Origin of the sequence: Streptosporangium sp. NPDC006013 (genome assembly GCF_040614275.1) — a bacterium.
In the GTDB taxonomy this organism is placed as follows: domain Bacteria; phylum Actinomycetota; class Actinomycetes; order Streptosporangiales; family Streptosporangiaceae; genus Streptosporangium.
In genome coordinates, this window is record NZ_JBEXUE010000039.1 from 1 (window position 1) to 14506 (window position 14506).

General features: G+C 71.7%; 12 protein-coding genes. 6 read left to right on the forward strand and 6 right to left on the reverse strand.

The features are described 5' to 3' along the window. On the reverse strand, window positions 1-545 hold a 545-nt coding region (locus ABZ260_RS08865), incomplete at its 3' end, for a BREX system ATP-binding domain-containing protein (RefSeq protein ID WP_355614708.1). Between the two features lie 36 nt (window positions 546-581). Here ABZ260_RS08865 and ABZ260_RS08870 point away from each other — a divergent pair. From ABZ260_RS08870 to ABZ260_RS08880, 3 genes are all read left to right on the forward strand, one after another. Continuing rightward, window positions 582-2396, forward strand: coding sequence for a bacterial transcriptional activator domain-containing protein (locus ABZ260_RS08870; RefSeq protein ID WP_355614632.1), 1815 nt, complete (start codon window positions 582-584; stop codon window positions 2394-2396). Window positions 2397-2608: 212 nt separating this feature from the next. Further along, window positions 2609-3253: a hypothetical protein gene (locus tag ABZ260_RS08875; protein ID WP_355614635.1), complete on the forward strand. Its 645-nt coding sequence runs from the start codon at window positions 2609-2611 to the stop codon at window positions 3251-3253. Window positions 3254-3299: 46 nt separating this feature from the next. Continuing rightward, a complete protein-coding gene (locus ABZ260_RS08880; RefSeq protein WP_355614638.1) occupies window positions 3300-4223 on the forward strand; it encodes a hypothetical protein in 924 nt (307 codons plus the stop codon). A gap of 176 nt (window positions 4224-4399) precedes the next feature. Here the strand turns inward: ABZ260_RS08880 and ABZ260_RS08885 are convergent, their stop codons facing one another. From ABZ260_RS08885 to ABZ260_RS08905, 5 genes are all read right to left on the reverse strand, one after another. After that, window positions 4400-4906 carry a methylated-DNA--[protein]-cysteine S-methyltransferase gene (locus ABZ260_RS08885; protein WP_355614641.1) on the reverse strand — a complete coding sequence of 169 codons (507 nt, stop codon included), beginning with the start codon at window positions 4904-4906 and terminating at the stop codon, window positions 4400-4402. Then, window positions 4903-6324: an AlkA N-terminal domain-containing protein gene (locus tag ABZ260_RS08890; protein WP_355614644.1), complete on the reverse strand. Its 1422-nt coding sequence runs from the start codon at window positions 6322-6324 to the stop codon at window positions 4903-4905. Before ABZ260_RS08890 ends, ABZ260_RS08885 begins: the two co-directional genes overlap by 4 nt. A 111-nt stretch (window positions 6325-6435) precedes the next feature. Next, window positions 6436-7386 carry an NYN domain-containing protein gene (locus tag ABZ260_RS08895; RefSeq protein ID WP_355614647.1) on the reverse strand — a complete coding sequence of 317 codons (951 nt, stop codon included), beginning with the start codon at window positions 7384-7386 and terminating at the stop codon, window positions 6436-6438. 101 nt (window positions 7387-7487) lie between these two features. Beyond that, window positions 7488-7694 carry an acyl-CoA carboxylase subunit epsilon gene (locus ABZ260_RS08900; RefSeq protein ID WP_350911848.1) on the reverse strand — a complete coding sequence of 69 codons (207 nt, stop codon included), beginning with the start codon at window positions 7692-7694 and terminating at the stop codon, window positions 7488-7490. After that, a complete protein-coding gene (locus tag ABZ260_RS08905) occupies window positions 7691-9295 on the reverse strand; it encodes an acyl-CoA carboxylase subunit beta (protein ID WP_350911850.1) in 1605 nt (534 codons plus the stop codon). Before ABZ260_RS08905 ends, ABZ260_RS08900 begins: the two co-directional genes overlap by 4 nt. 107 nt (window positions 9296-9402) lie before the next feature. Between ABZ260_RS08905 and ABZ260_RS08910 the strand changes: the two genes are divergently transcribed. The 3 genes from ABZ260_RS08910 to ABZ260_RS08920 all read left to right on the forward strand — a co-directional run bounded on the left by ABZ260_RS08910 (window position 9403) and on the right by ABZ260_RS08920 (window position 14491). After that, a complete protein-coding gene (locus tag ABZ260_RS08910) occupies window positions 9403-10185 on the forward strand; it encodes an ABC transporter ATP-binding protein (protein WP_350911970.1) in 783 nt (260 codons plus the stop codon). Continuing rightward, a complete protein-coding gene (locus ABZ260_RS08915) occupies window positions 10161-11789 on the forward strand; it encodes a hypothetical protein (protein WP_355614652.1) in 1629 nt (542 codons plus the stop codon). The genes ABZ260_RS08910 and ABZ260_RS08915 overlap by 25 nt, the downstream gene beginning before the upstream one ends. 65 nt (window positions 11790-11854) lie before the next feature. Further along, a complete protein-coding gene (locus ABZ260_RS08920) occupies window positions 11855-14491 on the forward strand; it encodes a phosphoenolpyruvate carboxylase (RefSeq protein ID WP_355614655.1) in 2637 nt (878 codons plus the stop codon). Window positions 14492-14506: the final 15 nt, after the last annotated feature.

Below are 14506 nucleotides of genomic sequence, written 5' to 3' on the forward strand. Positions count from 1 at the left end.
GACGGGTCGGCGGCCCGTGCGGTGCGGAAGGCCACCTCGATCCAGTCGTTCCCGGTTCGCTGGAGGTTGGAGTCACGCCGGGCCACCGCCTCCCCCGTCAGCCGCCTGGCCGCGAAGAAGAGCGCCTCGCGGCTGGGCGCGTCGAGATGGTGAACGTCGTCGACGCAGGCCAGCACCGGGCCGCCGGCAGCCACCAGGAGGTTGAGCACCGCGGCGGGAAGCACCAGCCCGCCGTCCACCGCGCCCAGCTCCAGTGCCCGCGCCAGCGCCGCGGCCTGTGCCGGGGGCAGCGCGGGCAGCCGGTCGGCGACCGGCCGGAGCAGTCCGTGCAGCCCGGCGCAGGGCAGGTGCGACTCCGCCTCGCTGCCGCGCACCCTGAGCACGACGAAGTCGCCCGACTCGCCCGCGCGTTCAGCCGCGACATCGAGCATCGCGGTCTTTCCCGTTCCCCGCGCCCCCCGCAGGATCAGCGCGCCTCCGGATCCGTCGCGCGCGGTGTCGAGGAGTCGCAGCAGTGCGTCCTGCTCCGCGTCACGGCCGTGCAGCGCCGGTGACCGGGTGACGGGGGAGCCGGGCTGGAGATGCTCGACTACCTGGCCGGGGCCTCGCTGGCCGCGGCCGGGCTGCTGGTGGCGCTCGGCCGCAGGCGCAGGCGGCAGCTCTGGCACCGGGCGTTCGGGCGCCGGATCACCCGGCCGAGGGACGACGCCGCCCAGGCCGAGCTGGCGCTCAGGCTCGGCGCGGACGCCCCGGGCAGCCGGATGCTCGACGTCGGGCTCCGGCTGCTGGGCAGGTCCCTCGCCGCCCAGAACCGCGTCCCGCCCACGGTCTACGCGGCCCACCTGTCACCGCAGACCCTCGACCTGTGGATCCATCCGCCAGCCCCCGACGCGCCCGCGCCCTGGAGCGCCCATGACGGAGGCCAGGTCTGGCGGCTTCCCGCGCACGAGGGCCGGATGCTCGACGAGCAGGCACTCGCCGACGCACCCGCGCCGTACCCGGGGCTGGTCTCGCTCGGTTCCAGCGGTGAGGGCCGGGTGCTCGTCGACCTGGAGGCCGCCCACGGTCCGATCAGCATCGGGGGCGCGCAGGCCACCGCCGCTCTGGCGGCGCTCGCCGTGGAGCTGGCGACCAACCGCTGGTCGGACCGGATGCGCGTCACGCTGGTCGGCTTCGGCGAGGAGCTGACCGTGATCGCCTCCGACCGGATCAGGTACGTGGGCAGCCTGGCGGAGATCCTGCCCGAGCTGGAGGCATCGGGCAAAGACGGCGGTAACCGAGGCGAGGTGCTCACCGGCAGGATCCACGGACGCGCCGCCGACCCGGTCTGCGCCCCGCACTACCTGCTGTCCGCGATCGCCCCCACCGAGGAGGAAGGCCGCCGCCTGGCGCTGCTCGCCAGGAAGGGCGTCAGGACCGCCGCCGGGTACGTCATCGCGGGCGACGTGCCGCACGCCACCTGGAACTGGACGATCACCGAGGAGGGCCGCGCCAGGGTGGACGCGCTCGGGTTCGACGTGGCCGCGCAGCTGCTGCCACGGCGGCAGTACCGGGCACTGATCGATCTGTTCCTGGCGACCGAACGGCTGGAGGGCGAGCCGCTGGCCGATGAGCCGGAACCGGTCACCCAGACACCCTCGGTCGAGGTGCGGATCCTCGGACCCGTCGAGGTCGTCGGTCCCTCGCCGATGGAGGAGGGGCGAGCCGTGATCGCGGTCGAGCTCGTCGTCTACCTGGCGACGCACCCCGGCGGCGTCCACCCCGTCGTGCTCGGCGGCATCCTCTGGCCACGTGGCGTGCAGGCGGTCGTCAGGGACGCCACGATCGCCAGGGTCGTCGCGTGGCTGGGCACCGACAGTCAGGGGCGGCCCAACCTCTACGCCGACACCTCGGGGCGCCTGCGGCTCGGCCCTGAGGTGCGCACCGACTGGATGCTCTTCCGCGACCTCGTCCGGCAGTCGCACGCCAACCCCGGCGGGCGTCCCGAGCTCCTCGATCGGGCACTGGGCCTGGTACGGGGTCCGCTGCTGAACGGCCGCCCGCGTGGCCGCTACGCCTGGCTGGCAGCCGACGACCTGGAGTACAACGTGACCGCGGGCGTCGCGGACGCCGCGCACCGGCTCTGCGAGGTACGGCTGGCCCGCGGTGAGACCGACCAGGCGGTGGCGGCGGTGCGGGCCGGGCTGCTGCTGGCAGCCGACGACGAGGGGCTCTGGCGCGACCTGCTGCGGGCCACGCATCTCACCGACGACCCCGTCCGCCTGCGTGCCGTGGCCGACGCCCTGCACCGGCGGGCCGCCTCCCACCCCTACGGCGGTGGGATGGCACCGGAGACCGAGGCCCTCATCGACGAGCTGCTGCCCTCGTGGCGGATGCGCTCGGCCCCGACGGCATGACGGGCCCGGCGGGCCAGGTCCGCGCGCCGGGGGTCATGCGGGGTCGCGGTGGGTCGGATGCCGCGCTGGACGGCCCGTCATGTCGTCGGGCACGGAATGAGGTGACGGGCCGTGGTGCGGGAGATCGCGTGGCGGGCGAGGCTGAGGGAAGAGTCATGCCGAATCGTGCATATCGATGGTTGCGGCGGCCGGGCGCTCCTAGCGTGATCGGTGTGCGTGTCGTGGTCGCGCTGCTCGTGCTCCTGTCGGCGGCCTGTGCCCCGTCGGAGGCCGAGCCGTTCAGTCCCGTCGATCTTCCCGCCGAGACCTCCGCGTCGGGTGCCGCGCAGCCCTCTCCCGGCGGCTCCGCGCGGACGGGGCCGAGGGTGGAGACGGTCCAGGTCGCACCGGGGGTGCGGGTGGTGGTCGAGTGGCCCGCCGAGCCCGACGCGGACACGACCGCGATGATCGAGCTCCTCCGCGACTACTTCGTCGGGGTCTTCAGGGCGGTCACGAGCGGGGGCGGCGACACCGACTACCTCGGTCTGGTCGAGCGCGACGCGAGCCCGGACGCCTACGCCTGGGTGCAGGCGTTCCTCGACCAGCGCAGGTCGGTGCGGGGAACCGCCCGGCTGTACGCGCTGAACGTCAGCTCGACCTACGGCGCGGGGGCGGAGCTGGAGGCCTGCGTCGACGAGTCGAAGATGCGCCTGATCGACTCCTCCACCGGCAAGCAGGTCCCCGAGCAGCCCGTATGGACCAAGAAGCCCTTCCTGCAGGCCGCCACGATGAGACACCACGACGACGGGAGCCGGCGCATCGTGCTCTTCCGTAACGCGGAACTCCCCCACGAGCGCGCGAAGGGCTGTCTCCGATGACTCTCTCCCCACCGCCGGGCTCCGGCGCCGACACCGGAGGTGTTCGATGATCGGAAAAGTGATCGTCGCGGGGTTGCTGCTGTTCGCGCCCCCCGACCTCGGAGGCAGCACCGGTACCGGTTACCAGGACGGCCGCACCGCCGGGGTCCGCCTGGAGAACTCCCAGATCGTCATCACCGGTACCGGGCTCACCGGCAAGAGCGACGGCTACCGGATCAAGCGCCCCTGCTGGTACGAACCCGGAAACAACGCCGCGGACATGCTGTCGAGCCAGCAGGGTGTGCGGGACCACTGGTTCCGCTACACGAAGAACCCCACCGAGGAGAAGTACCAGGAGTTCCTCAAGCAGTTCCAGGACAAGATCGGCAAGGAGGGGCGCTGGTGGGCGCCCGCGTACAACGGCGCCGATCCGGACGGTCAGTCCTGCTGGAGCGAACTGGAGCCGTTCGTGTGGGTGCCGCCCGGCACCACGCCGCCCGCCGGGATCACCATCGCCGAACTCGTCGAGATCGCCCGCGCCGCGCTGACCGTGCCCGAGCCGAAGATCGAGCTCAACCCGGACGCCAAGAGCTACGTCAACCTGCCGACCTGGGTCTGGCTGAGCGGTATCGGCGAGACCACCAGGTCCGTGACGGCGACGCTGCCCGGGGTGATGAGCGCCACCGTGACCGCCACCCTTGAGGACATCCGGATCGACGCGGGCACCACCGCAGACCGGGCGGAGGTCAAGGAGGAGTGCGGCCCCGGCGGCAAGCCGTACGCGAAGGGCGCCGCGTTCACCTGCGGCGTGCGCTACCTGCGGGCCTCGATCGACCAGCCGCGTGACGCCTACGTGCTGACGGTCACCTCGGTCTGGCCCATCGAGGTCGAGGGCGACGTGGTGCCCTTCGCCTACGACCCGGTCGAGGTCGGGGTCACCCGAGACGTCCCGGTGGGCGAGGTGCAGAGCACCGTCAGGAAGACCGGATAGGTGTACCACCCGTGGACGTCGGTGATGGCGGCCCGGTCGAATGATCTCGAAATGGGCGAGGGCCTCGTGACGTGGTGTGAGTCGGCCAGGATTCACATCCGCCGGAGGCCCTCATGCCGCACCGTGACGCCCCGCTGACCGAGCCGGGCGCGCCTCATGGTCGAAGACGGCCGGCGTCACTCGCCGGTGATCGCCTTCTCGTGGGTGAGCAGCCACCGCTTGACCGGCGTGCCGTAGTAGTAGCCGCCGAACCCGCCGGTGGACGGCAGGATGCGGTGGCAGGGGACGAACGGCGCGATCAGGTTCTGCGCGCACGCGCTCCCGGCCGCCCTGGCCGCCGTCCTCGGCAGGCCCGCCCGCTCGGCGAGCTCGGCGTAGCTGATCGTGACGCCCGGCGGGACCTCACGCAGGGCGGTGAGCAGCCGCTGCCGCTTGGGGGTGCCCGGCTGTTCCAGCGCCACGGAGTCGAGGGCCTTCAGGTCGCCGTCCAGGTAGTCGCGTACGGCACGCGCCGGGTGGCCCAGGTCGGCGGTCAGGGCCAGGCCCTCCGTCCGGAGGCCGGGGGAGAGCCGCGCGAACATCTCGTCCGGGGCGTCGGTGAAGCCCGCCGCGACCAGGACGCCCTCGCGGGCGAGCAGCGCCAGCGGACCGGTCGGGGTGGTGAGTACCTGTGCTTCTATCATTCGGAACTCCAAAGATGCAGTGCGGCGTACGCCCGCCATGGACGCCACCGCTCGATGTGGTCTTCCGGGATGCCCAGGCAGGCCATGGCCCGCCGCAGGCCGAGGTCTCCGCCAGGCCAGGCGTCCGGGTCGCGCAGTGCCCGCAACGCGATGTAACCCGAGGTCCACGGCCCGATCCCGGGGACCTCAAGCAGCCCGGCCACCGCCTGGGCGGGCTGTTGTGCCCCGTCCAGGTCGATCTCGCCGTCCGCCACCCTGGCGGCGAGCGCCTTCAGCGTGGCCACCCGCCGCCCGGTCAGGCCCAGCCCGCCCAGATCAGCCTCGTGGAGCTCGGCCGCGGTCGGGAACAGGTGGGTCAACCCCTCGTCGCCGTCCGTTCCGGGCTGCGGACGCCCGGCTCGGGCGGTGACGCGCCCGAGGATGGTGCGGGCACCCGCGACGGAGATCTGCTGGCCGATCACGGCGCGGACGGCCACCTCGAAGCCGTCCCACGCGCCGGGCACCCGCAGCCCGGGACGGACGGCGACGAGTGGTTCCAGCGAGGTCTCGCCAAGGGCGGCGGAGATGGCCTCGGGGTCCGCGTCGAGGTCGAGGAGGCGGCGGCAGCGGGCGACGATCCTGGCCAGGTGGCTGGTGTCGTCGACGCTCACGTCCAGCCGGACGTGGTCCACCTCGGGGGTCAGGGTGACCGTGCCACCGGGGACGGCGCGGCGGTAGGACGTGCCGTCCGCGTGCTCCAGACCGGGGATCGCCCGCGCGGCCAGGAACCGCATCAGGGCCGCGGCGTCGTACGGCTCCCTGCGGTGTAGCCGCAGGGTCAGCGCGTCACCCGAGAGGTCGGTGCTGCGTCGCGTGGTCGCCCGCAGCTCGCCCGGGGTGAACCCGTAGGTGTCCTTCATGGTCGCGTTGAACTGCCGGACGCTGCCGAAACCCGACGCGAACGCCACGTCGACGATCGGCAGCCCGGTCTCGGTCAGCAGTTGCTTGGCCAGCAGCAGGCGCTTGGTCCTGGCCACGGCCAGCGGTCCCACGCCGATCTCCGTGGTGAACAGCCGGTGCAGGTGCCGCCCGGTGATGTGCAGCCGCCCGGCCAGCCGGGCCATCCCGCCGTCGTCCGCCACCCCCTCGTCGATCAGCCGGAGCGCCCTGCCGACCAGGTCGCCCCGGTGGTCCCAGCCGGGATCGCCGGGGCTCAGCTCGGGCCGGCACCGCTTGCACGGCCGGAACCCGGCGGCCTCGGCGGAGGCCGCATGGCGGTAGAACCGCACGTTGCGGCTGGCAGGGGTGCGTGCCGGGCAGATCGGCCGGCAGTAGATACGGGTGGAGGTGACCGCCGTGTAGAAGCGCCCGTCGAACCGGGCGTCCCTCGCGGCCACCGCGCGGTAACAGGCGTCGAAGTCGAGCTCTCTCACGGACATGCTGATGACGCTACTCGCAGCCCACCCCGTACGGCTGGCGGGAATCGGACATGGTCGTGGCGGTCGTCGCGGGGAGGGCGGTGATCCGCTGAGGCGTGCCTCGCGGGCGCGTCACTTGGAGGAGACGCCGACCCCGATCTCGAACTCCCGGTAGACACGGGCCCAGAATCCGTCGCGTAGCCAGACGCGTGCCTCGGGGTAGGGACGGAGGGAGTGACCCAGCTCCTTCTCCGCCTCGATGAGCAGCTCGGTGTCGATGACCGTGGGCAGGATCGGCCCCGGGAGCAGGTCGCGGATGTTGTCGCGGCCGCGGGTGAGGATCCACTTCTGGGCCACGTGCTCACCGACCTCCTCGACGCGCGGGCGACTCGGGCCCAGCTTGGTGACCTGGCCCGCGGGGGCCTTGGGCTTGGCGGTGGCGGCGGCGGTGCGCCCGGCGAAGACCTGGGCGGGGGAGGGGGCGCTCGGGGCGGCCGGCACCGGGACCGGCGCGGGGGCCCGGCTGAAGAAGGAGCGCAGGAAGTCGGCACTGATGATCTCGACGGTGTCGGACTCCCAGACCAGGCGCTCGGCCTGGTTGGTGCCGTACGGCGGCTCCACCCCCCACAGGTGGATCCGCACCCCGTAGGCCTGGGCGGCCTCGACGGCGGGGACCATGTCCTCGTCCCCGGCCAGCAGTATGGTGTCGCTCACCGCGTGGTGCCTGGCCAGCGCCTCCAGGTCGCTCCTGATCTGCGCGTCCACGCCCTTCTGCTGGCCCCTCGCGTTGAGGTTGCCCAGGCGGACCTTGACCCAGGGGAGCTGCGCGATGACCCGCTGGTCGACGGTCGGCACCCGGTCGCGGGCGGCGTCGTACCAGTAGATCCTCAGCAGCTCGCCGTGGATTCGCTCCTCCGCGTGCTTCTGCAACGCCTGGATCAGTTCGTCCGCCGCGACCCGGTACTCCTTGCGCTCCTTGGCACTCAGAAGCACCTCCCCCGCCGCGGCGTACAGGTACCCGACGTCGACCAGGACGGCGTACTTCGCGGCGATGGGGTGTGACGTGAGGTCCAGGATGGTCATGTCGTCCTCCAGGCCTCGTAACTAGCTGATCGGCTGACTATATGCGCCCATTTCTTAGATGGTCCCAACTCTCGTGCAAGTTGACACCCCGTTCTGAGGATCTATCTCGGCAGTGCGCTCGATCTCCACGCACCTTGTCCGGTAGGAAGATGTTTTCGCATGCCATGTGAGTGATTGCTCCAGGATTTTGGCGTCTGCAGGGCTTTCGGGCCCGAAGTCGCGGCCGCGGTGTGCGCAGAGATAGCGATCACCACCGCGGCGATCTCCTCGGGGGTCGCATCCCCTTTAATGATCTTCAGATGTCTCACAGCGGGATGTTCCCATGCTTCTTCGGCGGCAGGGTCGCGCGCTTGTTGCGCAGGGTCCTGAGCGCCTTGACGATCTGGACTCGGGTGTCGGAGGGGCGGATCACCGCGTCCACATACCCACGTTCGGCCGCGAGATACGGGTTGGCGAGCGTGTCCTCGTATTCAGCGATGAACCGGGCCCGCTGGGCGTCCGGATCGGCGGCCGAGGCGAGCTCGCGCCGGTAGAGGACGTTGACCGCGCCCTGCGCTCCCATCACCGCGATCTGCGCGGTCGGCCAGGCCAGGTTGATGTCGGCGCCCAGGTGCTTGGAACCCATGACGTCGTAGGCTCCACCGTACGCCTTGCGGGTGATGACCGTGACCAGCGGCACCGTCGCCTCGGCGTAGGCATAGAGCAACTTGGCGCCGCGGCGGATGATCCCGTTCCATTCCTGGTCGGTGCCGGGAAGGAATCCGGGGACATCGACAAATGTCAGTACCGGAATGTTAAAGGCATCGCATGTACGTACGAATCTCGCGGCCTTCTCCGAGGCCGCGATGTCCAGCGTGCCCGCGAAACTCATCGGCTGGTTGGCGACGATCCCCACGGAGCGCCCTTCGACCCGGCCGAAACCCACCAGGATGTTCGGCGCGAACTGCGCGTGCACCTCAAGGAATTCGCCGTCGTCCAGAACGTGTTCGAGAACCGTGTGCATGTCGTAGGGCTGGTTCGCCGAGTCGGGGACCAGCGTGTCGAGCTCCCGATCGGAGTCGGTGGTCTCCAGCACCACCTCGGCGTCGAACACCGGGGTCTCGTCCATGTTGTTGGACGGCAGGTAGGAGAGCAGCGCCCTGGCGAACTCCAGGCAGTCGGCCTCGTCGGAGGCCTCGTAGTGGGCGACACCCGAGCGGGAGTTGTGCGTGTGCGCGCCGCCGAGCTCCTCGAACGTCACCTCCTCGCCGGTGACCGTCTTGATCACGTCGGGGCCGGTGATGAACATGTGCGACTTCTCCGACACCATCAGCACGAAGTCGGTGAGGGCCGGCGAGTAGACGGCGCCGCCCGCGCACGGGCCCATGATCAGCGAGATCTGCGGGATCACCCCCGAGGAGTGCACGTTCCGCTTGAAGATCTCGGCGTACAGGCCCAGCGAGACGACGCCCTCCTGGATGCGCGCCCCGCCGGAGTCGTTGATGCCGATCACCGGGCAGCCGGTCTTCAGCGCGTGGTCCATGACCTTGACGATCTTCTCTCCGAAGACCTCGCCCAGAGAACCGCCGAAGACCGTGAAGTCCTGGGAGAACACCGCCACGGGGCGGCCGTCGACGGTGCCGTGTCCGGTCACGACCCCGTCGCCGTACGGACGCTCGCGCTCCATGCCGAAGCTCGTGGACCGGTGCCGGGCGAGTTCGTCGAACTCCACGAAGCTGCCCTCGTCCAGGAAGGCGAGGACCCGCTCCCTGGCGGTCATCTTGCCCTTCGCATGCTGTTTCTCGATGGCGCGTGCGGAACCCGCGTGGGCGGCCTCGTCCAGACGGCGTTCCAGATCGGCCAGTTTCCCGGCCGTCGTACGGATATCGGGTTCGGCGGCCGTGGTCTCGGCACTCAAGGGCTCGCTCATGCCAGCAGGGTAAACCGCCCTCTGACAGTGCGAACTATCGGGGGCGACCGTTCGTTTTCCGGATTAGTCGGCTGATCGCCGGAGCCGTGATCCTGGAAGGGGGGAACATGCCGGACGCCATCGAGGCGGTGCGAACGCAGGGGCTGTTCAAGAGATTCGGGCAACAGGTGGCCGTGGGAGGCGTCGACCTCGTGGTGCCCGCCGGCAGTTTCGCCGGGCTGGTCGGTCCCAACGGGGCGGGAAAGACCACCACGCTCAGCATGGTCACCGGCCTGCTGCGTCCCGACGGGGGCTCGATCCACATCGGTGGTGTCGACGTCTGGCGCGACCAGGTCGCGGTCAAGAGCCGCATCGGCGTGCTCCCCGAGGGGCTGCGCCTGTTCGAGCGGCTCTCCGGCAGGGAGTTGCTGTCCTACAACGGCCAGCTCCGGGGCATCCCCCGGGCCGAGGTGGAGCAGCGGGCGGAGGGGCTGCTGAAGGTCATGGGCCTGACCGAGTCGGCGGACAAACTCGTCGTCGACTACTCGACGGGTATGCGCAAGAAGATCGGCCTGGCCGCCGCGCTGCTGCACAACCCCGGTGTGCTCTTTCTCGACGAGCCGTTCGAGGGCGTCGACCCGGTCAGCGCCAACACGCTCGTCGAGGTGCTCAGGCGCTACACCGACTCCGGCTCGACCGTCGTCTTCTCCAGCCACGTCATGGAGCTCGTCGAGCGCCTGTGCGACTGGGTCTCGGTGATGGACGGCGGGCGGATCGTCGCCCAGGGGCCGCTGGACGAGGTCAGGGCGGGCCGCAGCCTCAACGAGGCGTTCCTGGGGCTGGTCGGCGCCCGGGGTGACGGCACGAGCGGGCAGGAGGGCCTGTCATGGCTGGGCGCGACCCCGGCATGAGCGCGCCGGACCGGCAGCGGGCGGTGCCCGGGACCGTGCGGGTGGGGCCCTCGGTGTTCGTACGGCTCAAGCTCCGGCTCGTCGCCGGCAACCTGCGCGGCAGCGTCCAGCACCTGCTGGGGTTCGTCTTCACGGTGATCGCCGCGATCGTCTTCGCCGCCCTGGGCTTCTTCGCCATGACCACGTTGCGTCTCGCGTCCGCCGAGGTCGCAGGCGACGTCGTCACCGTGCTGTTCGCCGCCTTCCTGGTGGGCTGGGCGGTCGTGCCGCTGCTCGCGTTCGGGCTGGACGACACGCTCGACCCGTCGCGGCTGGCGCTCTTCCCGCTGCGGACCGGCCAGCTCGCCACCGGCATGTTCGCCGCCTCGATCACCGGCGTCTGGCCGGTGGCCACGCTGGTCGTCATGATCGGGGCCGTGGCCGGACTGGCCACGGGGGCCGGCGGGGTGCTCCTGGGCACGGTGGCGGTGCTGCTCCACTTCGCGCTCTGCATCGTCCTCTCCCGGCTGGTCACCACGGCGCTCTCCGGCGTGCTGCGCACCCGCAGGGGCCGCGACGTGCTGGCCGTCTCGGTGATCTTCGTCGTGCTGGCGGCACAGCTGCCCAACCTGCTGCTCAACGGCGGTCTGTCGGCCGACCCGGGGGCGATGCTGCGCGGTACCGCCTCGGTGCTGCGCTGGACCCCGTCAGGTATGGCGGCGCACGCCGTCGCCGACGGAGGAGCGGCGGCCCTTCTGGCGATCGTCGTGCTCGCCGCCCTGGTCGCCGGGGTGGGGTGGCTGTGGATCGCGGCGCTGCGCCGAGCCCTGGTCTCCCCTGACGCCTCCACCCAGAGCTCCTCGGTGCGCAACTCCCGGGGCCTGCTGGCCAGGGTCCTGCCCGACGGCCCGCTCGCCGCGGTCGTGGGCAAGGAGTTCAGGTACGCCCGCCGTGATCCGCGGGGCAGGGTCGGCTGGTTCGCCGCCGTCGCGGTCGCGGGCATCATGGCCTTCTCGCTGAACGGGCAGGGCGGTCCGACCGGGGTCGCCCTGGCGGTCGCTCCCGCCTGCATCGGCGCGGCGCTGATCAGCATGCAGTGGTGCAACGCCTTCGGCATCGACGGCCGCTCGCTGTGGATGAACGCCGTCGCCTACGGCACCGACCGCGACTGGCGCACCGACATCGCGGGGCGGCACCTGGCCGTGGCGACGATCGGCGTGCCGGTGCTGCTGGTGCTCTCCCTGGTCTCGGCCCTGCTGGCCGGAGACGTCGGCTGGGCGGTCCCGGCCACCCTGACCGCCTGGGGCGTCCTCGGGGTCGGGCTCGGGGTGGGCGCGCTGACCAGCGTGCAGCTGCCCTACACCGTGCCCGAACGCCTGAACGCCTTCACGGGTGCGGCTCCGGGGCAGGGCGGCATCGCCTTCGTCGCCTCGTTCGGCGCGCTGATCGGCACCGGCCTGCTCGTGCTGCCGATCGTGCTGCCGGTGCTGTTCGGCCTCACCTGGGTCGCCGCGCTGGCGGTGCCGTACGGACTGCTGCTCTCCGCCGGCGGCCGGAGAATCGCGGGTAAAGCCGCTTTCGCCAGGTATCCAGCGCTGCTGCAGGCGATCTCCAAGGCCGCCTGAATGGTCTAGTCCAATGGGTGAGACCGGTCTCCGCCGGAGAAAACGGACTGGGTACGCTGACGAACATGCCAGCCACCGTGTCTCATCAGGTAGAGCGTTCCTCCGCTGTCACCGAGATGCCCGACGAGCTGCGCGCGGACGTGCGACTGCTCGGCGAGCTCCTGGGGCAGGTCATCGCCGAGCATGGTGGCGATGACCTGCTCGCCGACGTCGAACGGCTGCGCAAGGCAGTCATCGGTGCCCGCCGCAGGCAGGTGTCGGTCGACGAGATCACCGCGATGGTGGCCGAGTGGCCCGTCGATCGCGCGGTACAGATCGCCCGCGCGTTCACGTGCTACTTCCACCTGGCGAACCTGGCCGAGGAGCACTTCAGAATCCGCACGCTCAGGGTCCGCGACACCGGCGAGGAGCCGCTGCCGGAGTCCCTGGCCCAGGCGGTCCAGGAACTCGGTGGCGAGAAGGTCGCCGGCCTGGTCGAGGAGTTGCGCCTGCACCCGGTGCTGACCGCGCACCCCACCGAGGCCCGCAGGCGCGCCGTGGTCACCGCGATCCAGCGCATCAGCGGCCAGCTCGCCCTGTACAACAGCCCCGAGCGGGGTGCCGCCGAGCGGGCGGAGACCCGCCGGCGGCTGCTGGAGGAGATCGACCTGCTCTGGCGGACCGCCCAGCTCAGATCCACCAAGCTCGACCCGCGAGACGAGGTCCGCACCGCCATGGCGGCCTTCGACGAGACCCTCTTCCGGGTGGTCCCGCAGGTCTACCGCGCCCTGGACGCCGCGCTCGGCGGGGGCGGCGGCACCGAGAAGCCCCGGGCCCGCGCCTTCATCAGGTACGGCAGCTGGATCGGCGGCGACCGCGACGGCAACCCGAACGTCACGGCCAAGGTGACCAGGGACGCCGTGCTCATCCAGGCCGAGCACGTGCTGATCGCCCTGGAGACCGCCGCCGGCCGGATCGGCCGCTCGCTGACCCTCGCCGCCGGCTACGCCCCCGCCTCGCCCGAGCTGCGGGCCGCGCTGTCCGCCGCGGTGAACGACCACCCCGACCTGGTCTCGGAGATGGCCACCCGCTCCCCGCAGGAGCCGCACCGGCAGTGGCTGATGTTCGTCGCCGCCCGCATCGCGGCCACCAGGCAGCGCGGTCTCGACCTGGCCTACCGCTCGCCCGAGGAGCTCCTGGGCGATCTGCGGATCACCCAGGAGTCGCTGGTCGCGGCCGGGGCGAGGAGGCAGGCGTACGGGGAGCTGCAGCACCTCATCTGGCAGGTGGAGACGTTCGGCTTCCACCTGGCCGAGCTGGAGGTCCGCCAGCACTCGCAGGTCCACGCCGCCGCGCTGGAGGAGATCGCCGCCGGGCGCACCTCCGAGCGGACCGAGGAGGTCCTGGCCACGATCCGTACGATCGCCTGGATCCAGGAGCGGTTCGGGGTGAGTGCCTGCTCCCGCTACGTCGTCTCCTTCACCCGCTCGGCCGACGACATCGCCGCCGTACACGCGCTGGCCGCGCACGCGCTGGGCGAGCGGGCCCCCCGGCTCGACGTGGTCCCGCTCTTCGAGTCGGGTGCCGACCTGGCGGCCGCCCCCACCGTGCTGTCGGGGATGCTGGAGATCCCCGAGGTCCAGGCCAGGCTGGCCGACGACCGGCGCCTGGAGGTCATGCTCGGCTACTCCGACTCCGCCAAGGAGCTCGGCCCGGCCGCGGCGACGCTGAAGCTGTACGAGGCCCAGGAGGCGCTGGCCGCCTGGTCGGCCGAGCACGACGTGCCGCTGACGCTCTTCCACGGCCGGGGCGGCGCCCTGGGCCGGGGCGGCGGTCCCGCCAACCGGGCGGTGCTCGCGCAGGCCCCGGGGTCGGTGGGCGGCAGGTTCAAGGTCACCGAGCAGGGCGAGGTCATCTTCGCCCGCTACGGCCACGACGCCATCGCCCGCCGTCACATGGAGCAGGTCACCTCCGCGGTGCTGCTCGCCTCCACCCCGTCCATCGAGGCGCGCACGGCCGAGGCCGCGGGACGCTTCCGGGCGGTGGCCGAGCAGGTCGCCTCCGCCTCGGAGAGGGCGTACCGGCTGCTGACCGAGGCACCCGGCTTCCCCGAGTGGTTCTCCCTGGTCAGCCCGCTGGAGGAGATCGGCTCGCTCCGCCTGGGCTCCCGTCCGGCCCGGCGCGGCCTCGGCGCGCCCCGGTCCCTGGACGACCTGCGGGCCATCCCGTGGGTCTTCGCCTGGGCTCAGACCAGGGTCAACCTGCCTGGCTGGTACGGCCTGGGCAGCGGCCTGGAGGCGGTCATCTCCGAGGCGGGCCTGGACGAGCTGCGCGCCGCCTACCGGGAGTGGCCGCTGTTCGCCTCGCTGCTGGACAACGTGGAGATGTCGCTGGCCAAGACCGACCGCGACATCGCCGCCCGCTACCTCGCGCTCGGCGCCAGGGACGACTTCGTCGAGCAGGTCCTGGCCGAGTACGACCTGACCCGCCGCCTGGTCCTGGAGATCACCGGCCACACCCGCCTGCTGGAGGACCGCAAGGTGCTGTCCCGCGCGGTGCAACTCCGCGACCCGTACGTCGACGCGCTCTCCCACCTGCAGCTCCGCGCCCTGTCCACGCTCCGCGCGGACGAGGGGCTGTCGGAGGAGAAGCGCGAGCGCCTGTCCACGCTGCTGCTGCTCTCGGTCAACGGTGTCGCCGCCGGTCTGCAGAACACGGGCTGATCTTCTCGCCACCGC